Here is a 21525-nt window from a genome sequence, read left to right on the forward strand (position 1 = left end):
TGCTTGTATGCGCGTCAGCGCATAGCCCACGTCGAAAAGCCCTCACCGGCGGGTTCTCAGGTGGTCTCTCGCGAGGACAGCTTTTCCCTCGTGACGGAGCCACTCGGGAAAAAGATCCCGCAGCGAGAGACCACCTGAGGTTCCGCTACCCGGACACCCGGGCAAAACGACCGCCGGAACTCACTCCCCGCGAATAAAAGACTCAACCGCTTCGTAGGCTTCGGAGTCGGAGTACTGCTCGGGCGGCGACTTCATGAAGTACGACGAAGCGGACAGGATCGGGCCACCGATCCCCCGGTCCTTCGCGATCTTCGCCGCCCGCAGCGCGTCGATGATGATCCCCGCCGAGTTCGGCGAGTCCCACACCTCCAGCTTGTACTCCAGGTTCAGCGGCACGTCGCCGAACGCGCGCCCCTCCAGCCGGATGTAGGCCCACTTGCGGTCGTCGAGCCACGGCACGTAGTCCGACGGACCGATGTGCACGTTGCGCTTGTCGAGGTCGCGCTGGACCTGCGAGGTGACCGACTGGGTCTTGGACTTCTTCTTCGACTCCAGCCGCTCCAGTTCCTTCATGTTGAGGAAGTCCATGTTGCCGCCGACGTTGAGCTGCATCGTGCGGTCCACGTGCACGCCGCGGTCTTCGAACAGCTTCGCGAGCACCCGGTGCGTGATGGTGGCGCCGACCTGGGACTTGATGTCGTCGCCGACGATCGGCACGCCGGCCTCGGTGAACTTCGCGGCCCATTCCGGGTCGGAGGCGATGAACACGGGCAGCGCGTTGACGAACGCGACTCCGGCGTCGAGCGCGGCCTGCGCGTAGAACTTGCCCGCCTCGTCGGAACCCACGGGCAGGTACGACACCAGCACGTCGACCTCGGCGTCGCGCAGCGCCTGCGCCACGTCGACCGGGGACTCGTCGGACTCGGTGATCGTCTCGCGGTAGAACTTGCCGAGGCCGTCGTGGGTGTGGCCGCGCTGCACGGGCACGCCCAGCGGCGGCACGTCGGCGATCTTGATGGTGTTGTTCTCGCTGGCGACGATGGCTTCGGAGAGGTCCCTGCCGACCTTCTTCGCGTCCACGTCGAACGCGGCCACGAACTGGACGTCGCGCACGTGGTACTCGCCGAACCGGACGTGCATGAGGCCGGGCACGCGGGCGTCCGGGTCGGCGTCGGCGTAGTACTGGACGCCCTGCACCAGGGATGCGGCGCAGTTGCCCACGCCGGCGATCGCCACTCGAACCGCGCCCTCGCGACGGTCTGTGCTCATGGCAGGGTCCTCCTTGTTGATCATGTGTAGTCCTTCTTCTCGCTCATCCGCGCTTGGAGACCGCCGACGTGCGCGCGGGTCGTGAGGGGAGAGCGACGACGTCGGCGTTCTCCCCTCGGCAAGCCGTTGACCGGTGCCGCGTGGTCACCGCGGGCTCCCGCCGCCCTCCGGTGACCGGCGCGCGCACCGGTCTCCCCTGCGACAACCGCCGGTCGGCGCGCGCTGTTCCCGGAAATCGGGGGCTGTTCGCCGGGATCGGCCGGAATCGTCCGATCCGTCCCGTGCCATCGGTCACGTTCGCCGAGCGGCGGGCGGTGCGCCGAGCTCCGCGCGGCTCGGGACCGGTCCGATTGGTCCCGAAACCTGCGCCGCTGCCGAGTTTCAAGATCAACCCGGCGTGCGGGCGCGGAGCGGGTGTCGGGTAGAACATCCTGCAGCGCGACACCCGGCGGTCGCGGCCGTCCGGAGGGCGTCGTCGCAGTTCGGGCCCGGTCGGCCGGGCGTGCTGCGGGATCTCGGGCATGGCGAGTTCGCGCACCCGCACCTCCCGCGCTCGAGCCGTCCCAGCCGTACTTGCCCGAGAAAGGAGTATATCTTCGGCCCTCCCCTGGTCATCCCAGGTCGAGACCAACCTCGCTGCTGACGACATCCCAGGTCACGCGACGGAAGCAGGCCCTGCCCCTAACGGCGCATGGAGCACCGGCATCGGACACGTACCCTGTTCCTCGTGCGGACCCAACGGCAAGTGGTGGATTACGCGTTGCAGCGCAGGTCGCTGCTCGCGCAGGTCCACGCTGGTCGAGTCGGGGTGACAGAGGTCTGCGATGCCAATCCGTACCTGCTGCGGGCGGCGAAGTACCACGGTCAGCCCAGCGAGGTCCCCTGCCCGGTCTGCCGCAAGGAACCCCTCACGCTGGTCTCGTGGATCTTCGGCGACGAGCTCAAGCACGCGTCGGGCTCCGCCCGAGGTCCTGACGAGCTGGAACGGTTGGCGGGCCTGTTCGCTGAGTTCACCGTGCATGTCGTCGAGGTTTGCCGCACATGCAGTTGGAACCACCTGGTGCAGTCATACGTCCTCGGAAACGGCGACTTGAACAATCGCCGCCCACGGCGCAAGACTGCGGCCGAGTGAACCGGCCGTGACCGCAAGAAGCACCGCCCCGCAGGATGCGGGGTTACCCCGACGTGAATGCATCACCTGGCGTCGCACGACGCCTGTCCTGGAGGCCAACTCGTGAACGACGAGCGTGACGACCCAGCTCGTGGCCGCCACTCCCGGCAGCCCGAAGGTCGCAACCCCGGTTCCCCCGACGACCGGGCCACGCCCCCCACGTCCCGGCAGCAGGCTCCGCGCTCGCAGGGGCCGCCGCCTTCGGGCGGCACGCCGCCGGGCGCTCGGCCGCCCGGACCGCAGAACCAGAACCCCGCGCCGCCCGGCGGTCAGCGACCCGGTGGGCAGCAGCAGCGCCCGCAGGGGCCGCCGCCCGGCGCGCCGCAGAACCCCCCGCCGGGGCGCGGCGCCGGGCAGCGGCCCGCGGGCCCACCGCCCGGCCAAGGTCAGGGCGGCGCCCAGCAGCGGCCGGGTGAGGGCACGCGCCAGCAGCCTCCGCCCGGACGGCCCCGCCAGGGCGGCGACCAGCCGCAGTGGCCCGGCGAGAGCGCGCCGCCGCGCGGATCGGGCAAGGACGCCGAGGCTCCGAGCGAGCAGACCGGCGCCTGGACCCCGTCGTTCGACGACGAGGACGACGCGCCCACCGGCAAGCGCGCCGCCGCGGACTCCGGGGAGAGCGGTCGCAAGCTCGACCTGCCCACCTCGTTCACGAAGCAGCCGCCGCCCGCACCCGACCAGCGCGCGCAGCGCCAGGCCGGTGCCGGGCAGCAGGGACAGCCCGGCTCTCAGCAGTCCGGTGCCGCTCAGCAGCCCGGTTCGCCGCAGCAGCCCGCGTCGCCGGATCAGCAGAGCACCCAGCAGTTCGAGCCGCAGCGCCCCGGCCAGCAGCCGACGCGGCAGGTGCCCCCGCCGCCGCCCGGTCAGCAGAGCACCCGGCAGGTCCCGCCGCCGCCCGGCAGGCCCTCGCAGGCCGCCGTGCCTCCCGGTGAGCGGCCCACCGAGAACATTCCGCAGACCCCCGGCGACGGCAAGGACCAGGGCCGCGGCCGTGGTCGTGGAGCCGCCGCGGCCGGTGGCGTCGTGGGTGGGGTGGCCGGTGCCGCCGCGCTCGGCGGAGCCGCCGCTGCCGCAGGTGGCGGTGCCGCCGGTGGAGCCGCGGGTGCCGCCGGAGCCGGTGCCGCCGGTGCCGCGGGCATGGGCGCGGGCAGCGGTGCCTCCGGCAACGACGCCCCGCGCGAACCGCAGCTGCTGACCCACGAGGCCACGCAGAGCTCCTACGACTACTACTCGTCCGACCCGTACTCCGAGGGTGGCCGGTACGACGACTACGACGACGGCTACGACGACGGCCGGTACGGGGACGGCGGGCATGGCGATGACGGGTACGGCCCCGACGACGAGCTGCTCGACCCGGACGACGAGTTGAGCGCCCGCAAGGCCAAGCGCAAGGTGATCTGGCGTCGCATCCGCCGCAGCTGCTACGTCGCCGCGGCGGCGATGCTGCTGATCGGCATCGGCACCTTCGCCTACGGCTACGCCATGTGGCCGGTGCCGAACCCCGAGGAGATCGCCAGCAAGACCGAGCAGACGATCACGATCAACTACTCGAACGGCCAGGAGCTCACCCGGGTGGAGCCCGAGGGCGGTTCGATGACGATGATCCGGGACCTCGACGCCGAGGTCTCGAAGCCGATGCGGGACGCGACGGTCGCGGCCGAGGACGCCACCTTCTACACCAACCCCGGCTTCTCGATCCGCGGCATCATGGTCGCCGTCTACAACCAGATCGCCGGTGGCGCCGGTGGTGGTTCCACGCTGACCCAGCAGTACGTGAAGCTGGCGCTCGACGCGGACGAGTACTCGATCACTCGTAAGGTCAAGGAAGTCGTCGTCGCCTACAAGGTGACCAACCAGCAGTCGAAGGACGACATCCTCAAGGCGTACATGAACACCGCCTACTACGGCCGCGGTGCCAACGGCATCCACGCCGCGGCGGAGGCGTACTTCGGCAAGCTGCCGAAGGACCTGAACCCGAGCGAGGCCGCGGTGCTCGCCGGCATGGTGCAGCGCCCCACCGACAACGACCCGAGGGTCGACCAGGAGCAGGGCCAGTGGCGCTGGACCTACGTCGCCGACCAGATGTTGAAGAACAACTTCGTCACCCAGGACGTCCGCGCGGGCATGGCGCTGCCGGAGACCCGGGAGCGCGACGCGTGGAAGAGCAAGCCCGACGGCAACGCCTCCCAGCTGCACATCCGCAAGCAGGTCCTCGCTGAGCTGGAGCGGGAAGGCTACGACGAGCAGGCGCTGACCCTCGGCGGCTACACGATCACCACGACCATCGACCCGGCCGCGCAGAAGAGCGCGGAGGACGCGGTCACCAAGGTGCTCAACGGCCAGCCGCAGAACCTGCGCACCTCGCTGGTCGCGGTCGACCCGAAGACCGGTGGCGTCCGCGCCTACTACGGCGGTGGCAACGAGGTGTACTTCGACTACGCCGACTCGCCGCAGCCGCCGGGTTCGTCGTTCAAGCCGTTCGTGGTGATGGCCGGTCTGGAGAAGGACTACGGCATCGGCGAGTACTACGACGGCAGCGACCACCAGGAGATCCTGGGCACCACGTTCGGCAACGCTCCCGGTTCGGTGTGCGACAACCCGAAGTACTGCGGTGTCCGCGAGGCCATGGACAAGTCGGTGAACACCGTCTTCGTGCGCATGGCGGAGAAGTTCGGGACGCCGTCGGTGCGGGAGGCCGCGATCCAGGCGGGCATCCCGGCCGAGTACAACGGCGAGCCCACGCTGCAGAACTCCGAGGGCGGTGTCGACGCCGGCATCGCGCTGGGCGCCTACCCGGTGCGGACCGTCGACATGGCCGCTGCCTACGCCACGTTCGCGAACGAGGGCAAGCAGGTGCACCCGCAGTTCGTGCAGAAGATCCAGAACGCGGTCAAGACCGAGGAGTTCGCTCCGGAACCCTCCAAGCCCGCGTTCGCGGACAGCGCCTCCGAGAGCAAGAACCTCGCGGCGAACGTCATCGAGTCGATGCTCGGTGTCGCCGACCGGGCCAAGCTGTCGCTGAACAAGGACCGGCCGGTGGCGGCGAAGACCGGTACGCACCAGTACTTCGACACCGAGAAGAACCAGAACGCCTGGATGATCGGCACCACGCCGCAGCTGTCCGCGGCGGTCGGCATGCTCGCCGACCAGGACGGCAAGCCGATTCCGGTGGAAGAAGCCAGCGGCAAGATCATCTACGGCAGCGGCCTGCCAGGTGACATCTGGCAGGAGTTCATGAACAGCTACCACCAGAACCTCCCGGTGGAGCAGTTCCCGAAGCCGTCCCCGATCGGCCAGTTCGAGCAGAAGCTGCCGCCGACGCCGACGACGACGAGCGCGCCGCCGCCCCCGCCGCCGACCTCGGCACCGCCGGAGACGTCCACGCAGCCGCCGACCAGCAGCGAGAGCGAGACCTCGGAGAGCGAGTCGGAGAGCTCCGACCCGTCCGGCGACTGCGGTTGGCTCGGTTGCCCGCCCGGCAGCGGCAACGACGAGGGCGGTCCCGGCAACGACGGTCCGGGCGGCGCGAACGGCGTGGCCCCGACCCGCGGCCGCGACGGAGAATGATCCCGGCCCGCACCGGGTGGCTCGCGGAGCCACCCGGTGCGGGCGTGGGGGAACCACTCGAACGCCGTAGCATCCGGGCGTGTCCACCAAGCCCGAGCACGCCGTCACCGAGCCCGAGGAGCCCGACAAGGTGAGCGCGGCAGTGGACGGCGACTCGCTGGACGCGGCCGACCGGGTCGCACCGACCTGGACCGAGCCCCTCGCGGCGGCGTTGTCCCGCCCCCTCGGCGGCCCGCTCGGACGGCACGCGCAGGTCGGCAGGCAGTGGTTCTGGACCCCGCTGCGCGTGCTGCTGCTGCTGGCGATGATCACCCTCGCCGCGGCGTGGCTGTTCAAGGCGCCGTGCCTGCAGACCTACGACACCTCGCAGGGCACCCAGCTGGACTGGCGGGCGAACCGCCAGTACACGGCGATGTGCTACTCCGACATCATCCCCCGCTTCGGCATGGGCGACCTGGCCCCGGACGGGGTGTTCCCGTACAAGACGCCGTGGACGCAGAGCCCCGGAGCGGCGCCGCAGGACAAGCAGTACATGGAATATCCGGTGGTCACCGGCGTCTTCCAGTGGCTCAACGCGAAGATCACCGACGGCTGGGCGACGCTGGCGGGGATGGGCCTGCTGCCCGCGGCGATGGTCACCGTCCTGTACTTCAACGTCACCGCCTTCTGGCTCACCGGGGCCTGGCTCGTCGCCGTGTGGGCGGTCATGGGACTGGCGGGCCGCCGGGTGTGGGACGCGGCGCTGGTGGCGCTGAGCCCGCTCGTGTTCGTGCACGCCTTCACCAACTTCGACACGCTCGCCGCCGCGTTCGCCGTCGGCGGCCTGCTGGCGTGGTCCCGGCGACGACCCTGGCTCGCCGGGGTGCTCATCGGCCTCGGCGGCGCGGCGAAGCTGTACCCGCTGCTGTTCCTCGGCCCGCTGCTGGTCCTCTGCCTGCGGTCCGGGCGGATGCGCGCGGGCGGGCGCGCTCTCGCGGGCGCGGTCGCCGCGTGGCTCGTCGTGAACCTGCCGATCCTGCTGCTCTACCCCGTCGGCTGGGGCGAGTTCTACCGGCTCAACGCCTCGCGCGCCGCCGACCCCGACTCGCTCTACAACGCGCTGTCCTACTTCACCGGCTGGGCCGGATTCGACGGGCCGCTCGCCGCCGGGCAGACGCCGGTGGTGCTCAACGCGGTGTCGCTCGGGCTGTTCGCGCTGGCCTGCGCCGTGATCGGCTGGCTGGCGCTGGCCGCGCCGGTGCGGCCCCGGCTGGTGCAGCTGTGCTTCCTGGTCGTGGCCGCGTTCCTGCTCACCAACAAGGTGTGGAGCCCGCAGTACTCGCTGTGGCTGGTGCCGCTGGCGGTGCTGGCCGTGGCGCGCTGGCGCTGGGTGCTGACCTGGATGATCGTCGACGCCGCGGTGTGGGCGCCGCGGATGTACTACTACCTGGGCACCGGCAACAAGGGCCTGCCCGAGGGCTGGTTCCTCGGCGCCGTGCTGATCCGCGACCTCGTGGTGATCGCGCTGTGCGCGCTCGTCGTGCACGAGATCCTGAACCCGGCCACCGACCGGGTGCGCCGCGCGCTGGACCCCGCGGGTTCGCGCGGCCGGGCGGCGGTGGACGACCCGTCGGGCGGCTTCCTCGACGCCGCGCCGGACCGGGTCACGCTGCCGTGGCCGCGCGGCGCGGCGCAGCGCATCGGCGGCTGGGCGCGCACCGTCGGCGGACCCGTCGGCTCACGCGCTCAGCACGGGGAGCGCGTCGGCTGATCCGCAATCGGCGCGGCGGTGCGCTCGTCCTCGTCGACGGTGGACCTCGCGCCCAGGAACGCCGGGAACAAGCCGACCAGCAGCGCCGCCCGGCCCCAGACCCCGATCATCAGGGCCTGCGCCGTGAACCCGTCGCCGATCCCGTTCGACTCGCCCAGCCACCGGAAGATGCTGATGCCCATCGCCAGATCGGCCAGCAGGTACGCGGCGATCCAGCCCCAGCGCACCCGCAGCAGCACGAAGAACGGCAGCAGCCACAACGTGTACTGCGGCGAGTGCACCTTGTGCAGCAGCAGGAATCCGCACAGCATCGCCGCCGATACCTGGATCCACGGGTAGGTCCCGGTCCGCCGCTGCACCCACCGCCCTGCCAGGCACGCGGCGGCGAACGACAACAGCATCGCCACCGGGGAGATGACGCTCATCGCCTCCTGGAACCCGTCGACGTCGGCGAAACCGCGCGATCCCCAGTACCAGATGGAGTTCGTGCTCAGGTCGACGTCGCGGTCGGACTGGAACTGGAACGAGGCCCACCAGCCGCGGAACCCGGCGAGCGCGAACGGCAGGTTCGCCAGCACCGCCGTTCCCGCCGCGGCCGCCACGACGGCGAGCGCACCGCGCACGTCGACCCGCTTGCCCGCGGGCAGCGCCGCCCCGTCCCGGCCGCCGGTGAGCACGAACAGCGCCAACGGCAGCACGAACAGGCCCGGGTAGATCTTGAACGCGAACCCGGCACCGAGCAGCACCGCGCCCTGCACCGCCCGGCGCCGCGGGCAGGCCCCGCCGCGGTGCACCACGAGCACCGCCGCGACCGCGCACGCCACCACCGGCAGGTCCCAGTTGTGGAACGCGTAGAGCACCAGCGGCGGGCTCAACGCCCACAGCAACGCCCGCCACCCGCTCAACCGGCCCAGCCACCACGCCACCGCCAGCCCGAACGGAGCCATGATCAGCGCGGACGCGGCGAGGAACCCGGCGTCGGTGTCCACGAACACCGCGCCCAGCCAGATCAGCAACCCGGACAGCACCGGGTACTCCACGACGCCGCCGTAGAGCGAGCCGTCCTCGTCGATCCCGCCGTGCACGTACGGGAAGACGTGCCGGTCGATGTCCCGGCCGACCCACAGGTTCTGGATGTCGGAGTAGCAGGCCTCGGTGTAGGCGCGTTCCTGGTACGCCGGTTCGGACCGGCCCCACTCGTTGAACTCGGGGCCGGTGCAGCGAGCCTTGTTCGCATAGCCCGCCGCCAGCGTCAACGCGGTGATCAGGCATAACAGCGCCAGTGCCGCGAAGGTGAGGCGCCGCCCGGCGTTCCAGGGACCGTCGGCCGCCGGTTCGGCCGGGAGCTGCTCGCGCATCGGTGTCCTTCCCCGCCGGGTCCGGTCCGCGATGCGTCCGCGCCGAGTGGAGCCGCGCGTCGCGTTCCGCCGACCCTAGCGGCCGGTCCCGATCAACCGCGCACCTTGTCGCGGAGGTAACCGATGTCGTCGGCCTGGCCGTCCCCCGGCGTCTCCACCACGACCGGCGCGTCCGCCGTGTCGCACACCGCGACCAGCACGTCCGGGTCGATCTCGCCCGCGCCGATGTTGGCGTGCCGGTCCCGGGAGGAACCGAACGCGTCGCGCGAGTCGTTGAGGTGCACCAGGTCGATGCGGCCGGTGATCGACCGCACCCGCTCGGCGATGCCCGGCAGGTCCTCCCCCGCGGCGTGCGCGTGGCAGGTGTCCAGGCAGAACCCGGCGCCGAACTCGCCGACCGCGTCCCACAGGCGGGAGAGCATGTCGAAGCGGCGGGCCATGGCGTTGGCACCGCCCGCGGTGTTCTCGATCAGCACCGGGACCGCGAAGCCGCCCTCGTCGGCCTGGCGCTCGAACAGCTTGCGCCAGTTCGCGATGCCCTCGGCCGGGTCGTCGTCCTTGGTGACGTGCCCGCCGTGCACGACCAGGCCTCGCGCGCCGACCTCGGCGGCGGCCTTCGCCTGCTGCGCCACGGACTTGCGGGAGGGGATGCGGATCCGGTTGTTCAACGAGGCCACGTTGATCACGTACGGCGAGTGGATGAACACCTCGAGGTCGCTGTCGCGCAGCTCGGCGGCCTGCGGGTGCGGTTTCGGGGCTTTCCAGCCCTGCGGGTCGGACAGGAAGAACTGCACGACCTCCGCGCCCCGCTCCGCGGCCGCGGTGATCGGATCGTCGTCCCGGACGTGAGCCCCAATGCGCATTCCCGCAGCTTAACCGCCGGGGCGGGGCCTCCTCGTCCGGCGGGTGCGGGGCACGGCGGCGCGGGCTCCGCGCTCGGCGGGCTGATCGGGTTTCTCGATCGATCCGGTTTCCCAAGATGCGGATTCTGCGAAGTTTTCATGTGCAGGCCGTCACCATTGCCATGGTTCACACGTTATTTTCCTTAGAAGAGTGAACGGGTGTCACGGGGTCGTGAAGCGGGGAGGAACCATGAGTGACGAAGGCATGCGTCCTGATCGGGGTCCGTCGTCCCAGGTCAACCCGTTGATCCGCAGAAGCCGCGCGAGCCGGTCCGGCCTCGGCCGGGTGCTCGCGGCGGGCACCGTCGGCGCTCTGGTCACCGCGAGCAGCCTGCTCGGCGCCGGCAGCGCGAGCGCCGCCGGTTCGGTCGTCGTCGAGAAGTGCGGCGGGACGACCGACAGCACCGAGTTCGGCCAGAACATCCTCGCCTCCCCCGCCACGCTGGACGACAAGGTGCACCAGGCGACGCTGCTGGTGTTCCCGTTCGGCTTCGACGTCGCCGACCAGGCGAAGCAGGAGTTCGCCGGGACCGGCGCGATCTCGCTGGGCACGGTCACCGAGGAGACCCAGAAGTTCAGCGGCAAGAGCCTCGCCCAGTCGTTCACCCCGCAGATCGACGGCCTGTCGTCGTTGCAGGGCCGCGGCGCCGAGGTGAGCAAGCACGTCCGCAACCTCGCCGCGCTCGGCTGCTTCGGCGCGAAGGTCACCGGGCAGGAGCAGCCCCCGCCGCCGCCCCCGTCCCCGGAGCCCGAGCCCACCGAGCCGTCGGCGCCGCCGTCCAGCGGTCAGCCGAACGAGCCGGGCGTGCAGCCGACCGCGCCGGGATCGGCCGTGCCGAGCGGACCCGGGTACGGGACGGGCGCCCCGGTCGTCGTCGTGCCGCCGAGCTACGCCTCCGGCGCTCCCGGCATGCCCGGTGCGCTGCCGCCGTGGGCGCAGGCCCAGTTCGGCGCGGTGCCCGGGTTCACGCCGAACGTCGGCGACCTGCGCGAGCAGGCCGCGGCGCAGGAGAGGGAACGGGCCGAGCTGGCCGCGCAGGAAGAGGTCCGCGCCGCAGGCAAGGCGGAGGCGCTGCCGATGGGGCAGGGCAACCGGGTGGCGCTGCCGGTGCTGATCGCCGCGATCTCGTTGGCGGGCGTGACCGCCGCGCTGGTGCGCACCTGGGTGCTGCGCCGCGCCTGATCCCGCGCGGCGATCCGCGCGCGGGTCGCCGAATGCGTCGTGAAGATCGAATTCGACATTTCCGCTCCTCGCGATCGGAAATGTCGAATTCATCGTTTCCGCTCGTTCCGGCGGACGTTCGGCACCCGGCTCTCCAGGTCGTCGGACCAGGTTGCTAGCCTTGTCGAGTTCGTGAACGACCCTCCTGCCACGGAAAGTCCGTGGCCGTGAGTCCACAGGAGGTGAGTGGTCTTCATGCGTCATTACGAGCTCATGGTCATCCTCGACCCGAGCCTGGACGAGCGCACTGTGCCTCAGTCCCTGGAAAACTTCCTCAAGGTCATCCGCAACGACGGTGGCAGCATCGAGAAGCTCGATGTGTGGGGCCGTCGTCGCCTCGCCTTCGAGATCGAGAAGCAGGCCGAGGGCATCTACGTCGTGGTCGACCTCAACAGCGAGCCGGCCTCGGTCAAGGAGCTGGACCGCCAGCTGAACCTGAACGAGACGGTGCTGCGCACCAAGGTGCAGCGGCGCATCGCCGAACCGCGCAAGGCGGCCCGCGTCGCCCGTGCGGCGGCGAAGGCGACCAAGCACGCCAACCGCTCCGAGGCCTCGGCCTGAGCGACCGCGACCGGATCTTCCCGGTTCGCAGGCAGGCGATCCGTACTCAGGTGACCCGCATTTCAAGAGACCTCGCATGTCAAGGACGGAGTCCAGGCGATGGCCGGTGAAACGGTAATCACGGTGGTCGGCAACCTCACCGCCGACCCGGAACTGCGCTTCACGCCCTCCGGCGCGGCCGTGGCGAACTTCACGATCGCCTCGACCCCGCGCACCTTCGACCGCCAGTCCGGCGAGTGGAAGGACGGCGAGGCGCTGTTCCTGCGCTGCAACATCTGGCGTCAGGCCGCGGAGAACGTGGCCGAGACGCTGACCCGCGGCATGCGGGTCGTGGCGCAGGGCCGGTTGCGCCAGCGTTCCTTCGACACGAAGGAAGGCGAGAAGCGCACCGTCGTCGAGCTCGAGGTCGACGAGATCGGGCCAGCCCTGAAGTACGCGACCGCCAAGGTGAACAAGGTCAGCCGCAGCGGTGGCGGCGGCGGTGGTTTCGGTGGCGGCGGTGGCGGTGCGTCCGCGCCGCCCGCCGACGACCCGTGGGGTTCGGCTCCGCCCGCCGGTTCTTCCGGTGGCGGATTCAGCGACGAACCGCCGTTCTGACGCCCGCGCGCTCACTCGACTCGTATTAGCTTTTCAGGAGGAAGACCATGGCCAAGGCGCCTGTGCGCAAGCCGAAGAAAAAGGTCTGCGTGTTCTGCAAGGACCGCGCGGCGCAGAGCATCGACTACAAGGACACGACGCTGCTGCGGAAGTACATCTCCGACCGCGGCAAGATCCGTGCCCGTCGGGTGACCGGCAACTGCAGCCAGCACCAGCGCGACGTCGCCATCGCGGTGAAGAACGCCCGCGAGATGGCGCTGCTGCCCTACACCTCGACCGCCCGCTGATTCGAGACCGCTCATCCGCTCCGCGCCGCCACGTGCCGCGCGGATCCGGATGCCCGCGGCCTCGTGAGAGACGCTAGAAGGAGACACGTCGTGAAGATCATTCTGACTGCTGACGTGACCGGCCTGGGCGAGTCGGGTGACATCGTCGAGGTCAAGGACGGCTACGCACGCAACCTGCTGCTGCCGCGCGGCCTGGCGATCGTCGCCACCAAGGGCGCGCAGAAGCAGGTCGAGACGATCCGTCGCACCCAGGAGGCGCGCCGGGTTCGCAACCTGGAGCACGCGCAGGAGCTGAAGGCCCAGCTGCAGGAGCTCGGAGCGGTCACGCTGACCGCGAAGGTCTCCAAGCAGGGCAAGCTGTTCGGCTCGATCACCGCCGCCGACGTCGTGGCCGCGGTGCGCAAGGCCGGTGGCCCGAACCTGGACAAGCGTTCGGTGGACCTGCGCGGGCACATCAAGGACCTCGGCAAGCACGGCGTCGAAGTCCGGCTGCACCCCGACGTCAAGGCGTCGGTGAACGTCCAGGTGTCGGCCGCGAGCTGACCTGGCACGCATTCGGTGGACGGAAGTCCGGGCGCTGGCCCGGACTTCCGGTTCCGGTCGCTGATCCCGTTCGCCCCGGTTTCCGGGGCGGGCCGGATCAGCGTTCCGCGTGGTGCCGGGCGATCGACCCGCGAGTCCGTTCCGCCGCGCGGTGTCCGGCTGCTTCGGCCGTGACCACGGTGATCACCTGATCGTCGGCTTGACGGTCACGGAAATGGTTCGTGTGCCATCGAGCTCGACACGCCGAACAGGCAACTTCCCGGGGACACGCCGGGAGTTTTTCAACAGTTTTTTCCACAAGTAGTCCACATGGGATGACCTGCGCTTTTCGGATGATCTTGGTCGGTTGTCCCCAGGTTGTCCCCATCGGTTCCACCGAGTTGTCCCCAGGTATCCCCAACCTGTCCCCAGGTATCCACAGGTTGTCCCGATGCTTGTCCACAGCTCGGTTTGCTTGGTCCATGCGGGCGATCTAGCTTCGCCGACGCGCCCGCGCGTGACGGTTCGTGATCAGGTGGCGCGGCTCGCAGCCGCACACCGTCGGCGAGCGCGGTCGACGGCGTCGGCCATGGATCGCGCGACCAGTAAGGCCGCCCGCAGCGGTGGCGGGCGACGGTGTCGGAGGTGACGGGTACCGGTGGCGTTGGCAGACGAACGAGGCGCTCAACCCGCGTCGAACGGGGATCACGGCTTCGAACGCCAACCCCCGCAGGACTTGGCGGCGGAGCAGTCCGTGCTCGGCGGCATGATGCTCAGCAAGGACGCCATCGCCGACGTCGTCGAAGTGCTCACGCCCAACGACTTCTACCGCCCGGCGCACCAGGCCATCTACGACTGCGTCCTGGACCTCTACGGCCGCGGTGAGCCCGCCGACGCGATCACCGTCTCCGCCGAGCTCGAACGCCGCCAGGAGCTGCAGCGCATCGGCGGCGCCCCCTACATGCACACGCTGATCGCCAGCGTGCCCACCGCCGCCAACGCCGGCTACTACGCGGAGATCGTCGCCGAGAAGGCCGTGCTGCGCCGCCTCGTCGAAGCGGGCACCCGCATCGTGCAGCTCGGCTACCACGGTGCCGAGGGCTCCGCGATCGAAGAGGTCGTCGACCGGGCCCAGTCCGCCATCTACGACGTGACGGAGAAGCGCACCAGCGAGGACTACGCGGCGCTGGAAGACCTGCTGCAGCCCACGATGGACGAGATCGACGCCATCGCCTCGCGCGGCGGCGAGTCCCAGGGCATCCCCACCGGATTCACGGATCTGGACGAGGTCACCAACGGGCTGCACCCCGGCCAGATGATCATCGTCGCGGCGCGCCCCGGTGTCGGCAAGGCGCTCGCGCTGGACACCCCGCTGCCCACCCCCGGCGGCTGGACCACGATGGGCGAGGTCGCCGTCGGCGACGAGCTCATCGGTTCCGCGGGCCGCCCGGTGCGGGTGCTGCGCGCGACGGAGGTGCTCGCCGACCGCCCGTGCTACGAGATCGAGTTCTCCGACGGCGGCGTGATCATCGCCGACGCCGAGCACCAGTGGCGGCTCGCCGACGGCGGCGTGCGGACCACCGCGGACCTCGCGGCCGACGGCGCCCGCCCGGAACTGCCCGCGCACGGCGGCTTCCGGCTGCCCCAGCAGGAGCTGCCGGTGGCGCCCTACGCGCTCGGCGTGTGGCTCGCGGCCGGCGACGACTCCGGTGAGGTGCACGGCGACCAGGAGCTGCTGGAGCTCGCCGGGCTCGCGCACGCATCGGAATCGGAAGGCGCGCAGGTCACCCCCGTCGGCGCCGTCGTCGAGTTCCCGCCGGACCCGGACGGCGCCGGTGAGCCGGACGACTCCCCCGCCCCCGACGACGCCGCGAAACCCGCCTTCGGCGTCGACATCCCCGCCGCGCTCGGCCGGTTCGGCGCGTGGGACGACCACGACCTGCCGCTGGTCTACCTGCGCGCCAGCGAGGAGCAGCGCCGGGCGCTGCTGGCCGGGCTGCTCGACGCGGCCGGCTCGGTCAGCGCCGACGGCGCGCTGCGCCTGGAGATCAGCGAGCCGCTGTCGGTGCGGGTCCGCGAACTCGTGCTCAGCCTCGGCTACACCTGCGGAGCGCGGATCGCCGAATCCGAGCAGGGCGATTTCGACCGCGTCGCGCTCGTCTTCGACAGCGGCGCCGACGAGGTCTTCCGGCTGCCCGCGAAGAACACCGAGCACAAGAAGGCCCGGCAGGACCACGAGCTGCCGCTGCGCGCCGTCGTCGGCATCCGCGAAGTGCCGAGCGTGCCGGTGCGCTGCGTCGAGGTCGACGCCCCGGACCACCTGTACCTGGCCGGTCGCGGCATGGTGCCCACGCACAACTCCACGCTCGGCCTGGACTTCGCCCGCACGGTGTCGATCAAGCACGGCATGGCCAGCGTCATCTTCTCGCTGGAGATGGGCAAGACCGAGATCGTGATGCGCATGCTCTCCGCGGAGGCGCGCATCCGGCTCGGCGACATGCGCGGTGGCCGCATGACCGACGACGACTGGACCCGGCTGGCCCGCCGGATGAGCGAGATCAGCGAAGCACCGCTGTACGTGGACGACTCGCCGAACCTGACCATGATGGAGATCCGCGCGAAGGCGCGGCGGCTCAAGCAGCGCGCCGACATCCAGCTCGTGGTGCTCGACTACATGCAGCTGATGACCTCGGGCAAGCGCGTCGAATCGCGGCAGCAGGAGGTCTCGGAGTTCTCCCGTAACCTGAAGCTTCTCGCGAAGGAGCTCGAAGTCCCCGTCGTCGCGATCTCCCAGCTCAACCGTGGTCCCGAGCAGCGCAACGACAAGCGCCCCCAGCTCTCCGACCTGCGTGAATCCGGTTCGCTGGAGCAGGACGCGGACATGGTGATCCTGATCCACCGGCCGGACGCGTTCGAGCGGGACGACCCGCGGATGGGTGAGGCGGACCTGATCCTGGCGAAGCACCGGGCCGGTCCGACCAGCACGATCACCGTCGCCCACCAGCTGCACTACAGCCGTTTCGTGGACATGGCACCGGAATAGCCGCCATTTGCAGGTTCTCGTCCGGCTCGGCGCCATCAAGACCGGGAACGGGTCGTTGATCGTCAGGTCGCCGACCGCGATCTTCGAGTGTTCAGGTGTCCCGGCTCCCCCGGCCGGCTTCGGGGCGGGGCGGTCAGAGCTGGGAGCCGCCGCCGTCCACGGCGAGTTCGGCTCCGGTCGTGTAGGTGGCGTCGAACGCGAGGAACGCGACCGCCTTGGCGACCTCGGCGGGGGCACCCACGCGCAACATGGGGTTGTCCGCAGCCATCTGTGCCTTCGTTCGCGCGGCCGATTCGCGAGGCATCGTCTTCTCCAGGATTCCGGAGTCGATCGGGCCGGGGCTGACCGCGTTCACGCGGATCTTCTGCGGGAGCAGTTCCCGAGCCAGGCTGCGGGTCATCGAGCGCAGGGCCGCCTTGCTGGCCGCGTACGCGCTGAGCATCGGCATGCCCAGGACATTCGCCACCGACGTCGTGAGCACCACGCCGCTGCCTTCGGTGAGCAGCGGAGCGAGCTTCTGCACCGTGAAGTACGGGCCCTTGGCGTTGATGGCCAGCAGCTCGTCGAGGAGCTCTTCGCTCGTCGCCTCGAACGGGGCGAAACCGTTGACACCGGCGTTGGCGAACAGGGCGTCGGCCGTGCCGAACTCGGCCTTCACCCGGTCAGCCAGGGCACCGATGTCGGGCAACGACGACGCGTCGCCGCGGACCGCGATCGCGTTCTCGCCGAGCTTCTCGCGGGCGGCATCCAGGGCGGTCTGGTCGCGCCCGGTGATCAGCACGCGGGCCCCCTCGTCGACGAACAGCGATGCGGTGGCCAGACCCATGCCGCTGCTGCCTCCTGTGATCACAACGCGTCGGTCTTCATACCTGACCATGTCGGACATCCCTCGTTCTCGATGTTCTCGTGCCGGAGGGGCGGCCCCCAGCTGGATGACACCGAGTCAACAGCCGTTCGAGCCGGGCGTCCAAGACCCGTTTCGCACCCCGTCATGCAGGATCGCTATCACGCGTAGGGTTGCCGGGTGTCCGAAAATCCGCCCCCTGCGGCGCCCGATCTCGGCTCAGACCTCGACCTGCGGTTGGTTCGGTACTTCACGGTCATCGCCGAGCACCTGAACTTCGCCCGGGCGGCAGCGGCGTTGCACATCGCTCAACCTTCGCTGAGCCGCCAGATCCAGCGGCTGGAGGACGCTCTCGGGGTGCGCCTGCTGGAGCGCACCACCCAGGGCAGCAGTCTCACCGCCGCCGGCGCGGCCTTCCTCCCCCGAGCACAGGAACTCCTGCACTCCGCCCGGCGGGCGGTGCACACCGCTCGTGCCGCCGCGCCGCCGCGAACGGTCACCGTCGGATACGTGGAAGATCTCATCGTCACCCTCGCGGTGCGGGACCTGCGCCGTCGTCATCCCGACGCCCACGTCCGCACTCGTCACCTGGACTGGGACGAAACCGGCGCCCTGCCCGACCGTCGAGTCGACGTGCTGGTCGCCCGCACGCCGCTTCCGATCCCGGCCGACGACCTGGACGTGACCACGCTCTACGACGAACCCAGGTCACTGCTCGTGCCCGCGTCCCACCGCCTCGCCGGGAAGGAGTCGGTGCGCGCGGAGGACTTCGCCGACGAACCCCTCGTCGCCTGTGCCGGAATGGCGGCGGTCTGGACCGGGTTCTGGCGGCTGGAACCCCGCCCGGGTGATGGCAGGGCTCCGGTCGGCCCGATGCTCGTCGACACGTTCGAGGACAAGCTCGAAGTCGTCGCGGATGGACGCGCAGTCGCCCTCGTGCCTGCCAACGACCGGCGCTGCGCCCTCCGGGACGACCTCACCACCGTCCCGGTCGAGGGAATCGACCCCTGCCAGGTGGTCGTCGCCACCCGCGCCGGCGACCGCAGCCCGCTGGTCGCCCAGTTCCGGGAGTCCGCGACCAGGTACCTCGTCCCCTGAGGGCGATGACACGGACCTGCGACCCGATCCCAGGCTGAGAGACCGCAGTGCCGGCTGATGGCGAAGGCGAGAACCCGCAACCCGGTCGGCGACCGCGCGCGGCTGCTCGCGGTAGGCGAGCCTGATCAGCGCCCTCGAACCGATCGTTGCCGCTGGTATGGCGCCCGCGAACTGTACTGTGGACAGGCCTGCCCGCGACTCGCCGACGGTGCTGACTGCTTACGCACGCGACCGCGCGGGCCCATGCATGGGGGAACCGAGGGGACAACGCTCTACGCCCGTCCGGGCAGGACCGGCGCAGGTGCGGCCCGCGCGACGGACGGAGACGCGATGAGCAGGGCGACCACGACCACCGAGCCGCACATCGCCGACACGCACGACCTGATCCGCGTGCAGGGCGCTCGGGAGAACAACCTCCAGGACGTCAGCGTCGAGATCCCGAAGCGGCGGCTCACGGTGTTCACCGGGGTGTCCGGCTCGGGCAAGAGCTCGCTGGTGTTCGGCACCATCGCCGCCGACTCGCAGCGGATGATCAACGAGACCTACAGCGCCTTCGTGCAGGGCTTCATGCCGACGCTGGCGCGGCCCGACGTCGACGTCCTCGAAGGGCTCACCACCGCGATCATCGTCGACCAGGAGCGGATGGGGTCCGACCCGCGGTCCACGGTCGGCACCGCCACCGACACCGGCGCGATGCTGCGCATCCTGTTCAGCAGGCTCGGGCGGCCGCACATCGGCTCACCGCAGGCCTTCTCCTTCAACGTCGCCTCCATCAGCGGGGCGGGCGCGGTCACCGTGGAGCGCGGCGGGCAGACCGTGAAGGAACGGCGCAGCTTCAGCGTCACCGGTGGCATGTGCCCGCACTGCGAAGGCCGGGGCGCGGTCACCGACTTCGACCACTCGCAGCTGTTCGACGCGGACAAGTCCCTCGCCGAGGGGGCGCTCACCGTCCCCGGCTACAGCATGGACGGCTGGTACGGGCGCATCTTCATGGGCTCGGGCTTCCTCGACCCGGACAAGCCGATCCGGAAGTACACGAAGAAGGAACTCGACGACCTGCTCCACAAGGAAGCGACCAAGGTCAAGGTCGACAACGTCAACGTGACCTACGAGGGCCTGATCCCGCGGATCCGGAAGTCGTTCCTGGCCAAGGACCGCGAGGCGATGCAGCCGCACATCCGCGCCTTCGTGGACCGGGCGATCACCTTCACCGACTGCCCGGAGTGCGCGGGCACGCGGCTCAGCGCGGCGGCCCGGTCGTCGAAGATCGGCGGGATCAACATCGCCGACGCGTGCGCGATGCAGATCAGCGACCTCGCCGAATGGGTGCGGGGCCTGGACGAGCCGTCGGTGGCGCCGCTGCTGGAGAAGCTGCTGCACACGCTCGACTCGTTCGTGGAGATCGGGTTGGGGTACCTGTCGCTGGACCGGCCGTCGGGCACGCTGTCGGGCGGTGAGGCGCAGCGGACCAAGATGATCCGCCACCTCGGGTCCTCGCTCACCGACGTCACCTACGTCTTCGACGAGCCGACGATCGGGCTGCACCCGCACGACGTGCAGCGGATGAACGCGCTGCTGCTGCGGCTGCGGGACAAGGGCAACACGGTGCTCGTCGTCGAGCACAAGCCGGAGACGATCGCGATCGCCGACCACGTCGTCGACCTCGGGCCGGGCGCGGGCACGGCGGGCGGGACCGTCTGCTTCGAAGGTTCCGTCGACGGGCTGCGCGCGGGCGGCACGATCACCGGCCGCCACTTCGACGACCGGACGGCGCTCAAGGGCTCGGTGCGCGAACCCACCGGGGTGCTGGCGGTCCGCGGCGCCACCGCGCACAACCTGACCGGCGTCGACATCGACATCCCGCTCGGGGTGCTGTGCGCGATCACCGGGGTGGCGGGGTCCGGCAAGAGCTCGCTGATCCAGGGCTCGGTGTCGGGGCGCGACGGGGTGGTGACGATCGACCAGGGCGCGATCCGCGGTTCGCGGCGCAGCAACCCGGCGACGTACACGGGGCTGCTCGACCCGATCCGCAAGGCGTTCGCGAAGGCCAACGGGGTGAAGCCGGGGCTGTTCAGCGCGAACTCCGAGGGCGCCTGCCCGAACTGCAACGGCGCCGGGGTCGTCTACACCGACCTGGCGATGATGGCGGGCGTGGCCACGACCTGCGAGGAGTGCGAGGGCAAGCGGTTCCAGGCCGCGGTGCTGGACCACCACCTCGGTGGGCGGGACATCAGCGAGGTGCTGGCGATGCCGGTGTCGGAGGCCGAGGAGTTCTTCGGCGCCGGGGAGGCGCGCACGCCCGCCGCGCACAAGATCCTCGCGCGGCTGGCCGACGTCGGGCTGGGCTACCTCCGGCTGGGCCAGCCGCTGACGACGTTGTCCGGGGGCGAGCGGCAGCGGCTCAAGCTGGCGACCCACCTGGGCGACGAGGGCGGCGTGTACGTCCTCGACGAGCCGACGACCGGCCTGCACCTCGCCGACGTGGAGCAGCTGCTCGGGCTGCTGGACCGGTTGGTCGACGCCGGCAAGTCGGTGCTCGTCGTCGAGCACCACCAGGCCGTCATGGCGCACGCGGACCGGATCATCGACCTCGGTCCCGGTGCGGGGCACGACGGTGGCCGGGTGGTGTTCGAGGGCACGCCCGCCGAGCTGGTCGCCGACCGCTCCACGCTCACCGGCGAGCACCTGGCGGCTTACGTCGGAGCGTGAGCGTCAGAACGGGCAGTGCATGACGTGCAGCCCGATCCGGCCGAGCTCCGGGTCGGCGAAGGCGCCGGGGACGGTGCCGATGATCGTGAAGCCGAGGCGTTCGTAGAGCCTGATCGCGGAGTGGTTCGACTCGACGACCGCGTTGAACTGCATTCCCGCGTAGCCCTCGTCGCGCGCCCAGCGCAGCGCGTCCTCGCAGAGCGCGGCGCCGACGCCCCGCCCGCGCGCGTCGGCGGCGACCATGAAGCTCGCGGTGGAGATGTGCGCGCCCGGTCCGGGGCGGTTCGGGCCGCTCTTCGCGGTGCCCAGCACGCGGCCGTCGTCGTCGACGGCGACGACGGTGCGGCCGGGGGCGGTTTCCAGCCACAGCCCGCGGGCTTGCTCGGGGGTGAGGTCCGGGTCGTAGCAGAACGTGTCCTGGGCGCGGGCGATCTCCCGGATGATCGGCCACACCTGGGCCCAGTCGGCTTCGACGAACTCCCGGATCAGCATGCCGCGAACGCTAGTGCGGCCCGGTCGGGTGAACAATCGGATTTCCGCCACCACTGTGACCTGCGTCGACCGCGGTGAGGTGTGCGCCAGGGGGACTCGGTCCGACACGCCGACGCGGTCGCTGCCGGAGTGATCA

General features: G+C 70.6%; 16 protein-coding genes. 11 read left to right on the plus strand and 5 right to left on the minus strand.

Annotated features, from left to right (window positions below):
* Positions 1 to 180: 180 nt before the first annotated feature.
* Entirely contained in the window at positions 181 to 1269 is a 1089-nt protein-coding gene (locus ACWD38_RS11130) for an inositol-3-phosphate synthase (protein ID WP_184484086.1), read from the minus strand.
* A gap of 727 nt (positions 1270 to 1996) precedes the next feature.
* Here ACWD38_RS11130 and ACWD38_RS11135 point away from each other — a divergent pair.
* From ACWD38_RS11135 to ACWD38_RS11145, 3 genes are all read left to right on the plus strand, one after another.
* Positions 1997 to 2401, plus strand: a complete 405-nt coding sequence (locus tag ACWD38_RS11135) for a DUF5318 domain-containing protein (protein ID WP_343071644.1) — start codon at positions 1997 to 1999, stop codon at positions 2399 to 2401.
* Positions 2402 to 2503: 102 nt separating this feature from the next.
* The gene (locus tag ACWD38_RS11140) at positions 2504 to 6004 is read left to right on the plus strand and encodes a transglycosylase domain-containing protein (RefSeq protein ID WP_450124000.1); all 3501 of its coding nucleotides are present in this window, start codon (positions 2504 to 2506) and stop codon (positions 6002 to 6004) included.
* A gap of 79 nt (positions 6005 to 6083) precedes the next feature.
* Positions 6084 to 7754: a glycosyltransferase family 87 protein gene (locus ACWD38_RS11145; RefSeq protein ID WP_450124001.1), complete on the plus strand. Its 1671-nt coding sequence runs from the start codon at positions 6084 to 6086 to the stop codon at positions 7752 to 7754.
* On the opposite strand, the gene ACWD38_RS11150 is transcribed toward ACWD38_RS11145, so the two are convergent.
* Together ACWD38_RS11150 and ACWD38_RS11155 are read right to left on the minus strand one after the other, a co-directional pair.
* Positions 7730 to 9112, minus strand: a complete 1383-nt coding sequence (locus tag ACWD38_RS11150; protein WP_450124002.1) for a glycosyltransferase family 87 protein — start codon at positions 9110 to 9112, stop codon at positions 7730 to 7732. The two genes, ACWD38_RS11145 and ACWD38_RS11150, sit on opposite strands and share 25 nt — an antisense overlap.
* Before the next feature lie 92 nt (positions 9113 to 9204).
* Complete coding sequence (locus ACWD38_RS11155; RefSeq protein ID WP_184484094.1) at positions 9205 to 9975, minus strand: deoxyribonuclease IV; 771 nt, start codon at positions 9973 to 9975, stop codon at positions 9205 to 9207.
* Between the two features lie 229 nt (positions 9976 to 10204).
* Between ACWD38_RS11155 and ACWD38_RS11160 the strand changes: the two genes are divergently transcribed.
* From ACWD38_RS11160 to dnaB, 6 genes are all read left to right on the plus strand, one after another.
* Positions 10205 to 11197, plus strand: coding sequence for a hypothetical protein (locus ACWD38_RS11160; RefSeq protein ID WP_184484096.1), 993 nt, complete (start codon positions 10205 to 10207; stop codon positions 11195 to 11197).
* 234 nt (positions 11198 to 11431) lie between these two features.
* Positions 11432 to 11797 carry a 30S ribosomal protein S6 gene (gene rpsF / locus ACWD38_RS11165; RefSeq protein WP_184486008.1) on the plus strand — a complete coding sequence of 122 codons (366 nt, stop codon included), beginning with the start codon at positions 11432 to 11434 and terminating at the stop codon, positions 11795 to 11797.
* Positions 11798 to 11896: 99 nt separating this feature from the next.
* Positions 11897 to 12394 carry a single-stranded DNA-binding protein gene (locus ACWD38_RS11170; protein ID WP_184484098.1) on the plus strand — a complete coding sequence of 166 codons (498 nt, stop codon included), beginning with the start codon at positions 11897 to 11899 and terminating at the stop codon, positions 12392 to 12394.
* A 47-nt stretch (positions 12395 to 12441) separates the two neighbouring features.
* On the plus strand, positions 12442 to 12681 hold the full coding sequence (rpsR, locus tag ACWD38_RS11175; protein WP_184484100.1) for a 30S ribosomal protein S18: 240 nt from the start codon (positions 12442 to 12444) through the stop codon (positions 12679 to 12681).
* Positions 12682 to 12771: 90 nt separating this feature from the next.
* The gene (gene rplI / locus ACWD38_RS11180; RefSeq protein ID WP_184484102.1) at positions 12772 to 13224 is read left to right on the plus strand and encodes a 50S ribosomal protein L9; all 453 of its coding nucleotides are present in this window, start codon (positions 12772 to 12774) and stop codon (positions 13222 to 13224) included.
* A gap of 637 nt (positions 13225 to 13861) precedes the next feature.
* Positions 13862 to 16246, plus strand: a complete 2385-nt coding sequence (dnaB, locus tag ACWD38_RS11185) for a replicative DNA helicase (RefSeq protein ID WP_450124003.1) — start codon at positions 13862 to 13864, stop codon at positions 16244 to 16246.
* A 133-nt stretch (positions 16247 to 16379) separates the two neighbouring features.
* On the opposite strand, the gene ACWD38_RS11190 is transcribed toward dnaB, so the two are convergent.
* A complete protein-coding gene (locus tag ACWD38_RS11190; protein ID WP_450124004.1) occupies positions 16380 to 17132 on the minus strand; it encodes an SDR family oxidoreductase in 753 nt (250 codons plus the stop codon).
* A gap of 138 nt (positions 17133 to 17270) precedes the next feature.
* Between ACWD38_RS11190 and ACWD38_RS11195 the strand changes: the two genes are divergently transcribed.
* Together ACWD38_RS11195 and ACWD38_RS11200 are read left to right on the plus strand one after the other, a co-directional pair.
* Positions 17271 to 18188: a LysR family transcriptional regulator gene (locus ACWD38_RS11195; RefSeq protein ID WP_450124005.1), complete on the plus strand. Its 918-nt coding sequence runs from the start codon at positions 17271 to 17273 to the stop codon at positions 18186 to 18188.
* 330 nt (positions 18189 to 18518) lie between these two features.
* Positions 18519 to 20897: an ATP-binding cassette domain-containing protein gene (locus tag ACWD38_RS11200; RefSeq protein ID WP_450124006.1), complete on the plus strand. Its 2379-nt coding sequence runs from the start codon at positions 18519 to 18521 to the stop codon at positions 20895 to 20897.
* A gap of 3 nt (positions 20898 to 20900) precedes the next feature.
* Here ACWD38_RS11200 and ACWD38_RS11205 read toward each other — a convergent pair whose 3' ends face one another.
* Entirely contained in the window at positions 20901 to 21389 is a 489-nt protein-coding gene (locus tag ACWD38_RS11205; protein ID WP_184484110.1) for a GNAT family N-acetyltransferase, read from the minus strand.
* Between the last annotated feature and the right edge of the window lie 136 nt (positions 21390 to 21525).

This window comes from Saccharopolyspora sp. NPDC002578, from assembly GCF_053592695.1.

Excerpts from the sequence above, each read along its gene's own strand:
- ACWD38_RS11130 (WP_184484086.1), bottom strand. The coding sequence starts at position 1,269 with ATGAGCACAGACCGTCGCGAGGGCGCGGTTCGAGTGGCGATCGCCGGC.
- ACWD38_RS11150 (WP_450124002.1), bottom strand. The coding sequence starts at position 9,112 with ATGCGCGAGCAGCTCCCGGCCGAACCGGCGGCCGACGGTCCCTGGAAC.
- ACWD38_RS11155 (WP_184484094.1), bottom strand. The coding sequence starts at position 9,975 with ATGCGCATTGGGGCTCACGTCCGGGACGACGATCCGATCACCGCGGCC.
- ACWD38_RS11160 (WP_184484096.1), top strand. The coding sequence starts at position 10,205 with ATGAGTGACGAAGGCATGCGTCCTGATCGGGGTCCGTCGTCCCAGGTC.
- rpsF (WP_184486008.1), top strand. The coding sequence starts at position 11,432 with ATGCGTCATTACGAGCTCATGGTCATCCTCGACCCGAGCCTGGACGAG.
- ACWD38_RS11170 (WP_184484098.1), top strand. The coding sequence starts at position 11,897 with ATGGCCGGTGAAACGGTAATCACGGTGGTCGGCAACCTCACCGCCGAC.
- rpsR (WP_184484100.1), top strand. The coding sequence starts at position 12,442 with ATGGCCAAGGCGCCTGTGCGCAAGCCGAAGAAAAAGGTCTGCGTGTTC.
- ACWD38_RS11190 (WP_450124004.1), bottom strand. The coding sequence starts at position 17,132 with ATGTCCGACATGGTCAGGTATGAAGACCGACGCGTTGTGATCACAGGA.
- ACWD38_RS11200 (WP_450124006.1), top strand. The coding sequence starts at position 18,519 with ATGAGCAGGGCGACCACGACCACCGAGCCGCACATCGCCGACACGCAC.
- ACWD38_RS11205 (WP_184484110.1), bottom strand. The coding sequence starts at position 21,389 with ATGCTGATCCGGGAGTTCGTCGAAGCCGACTGGGCCCAGGTGTGGCCG.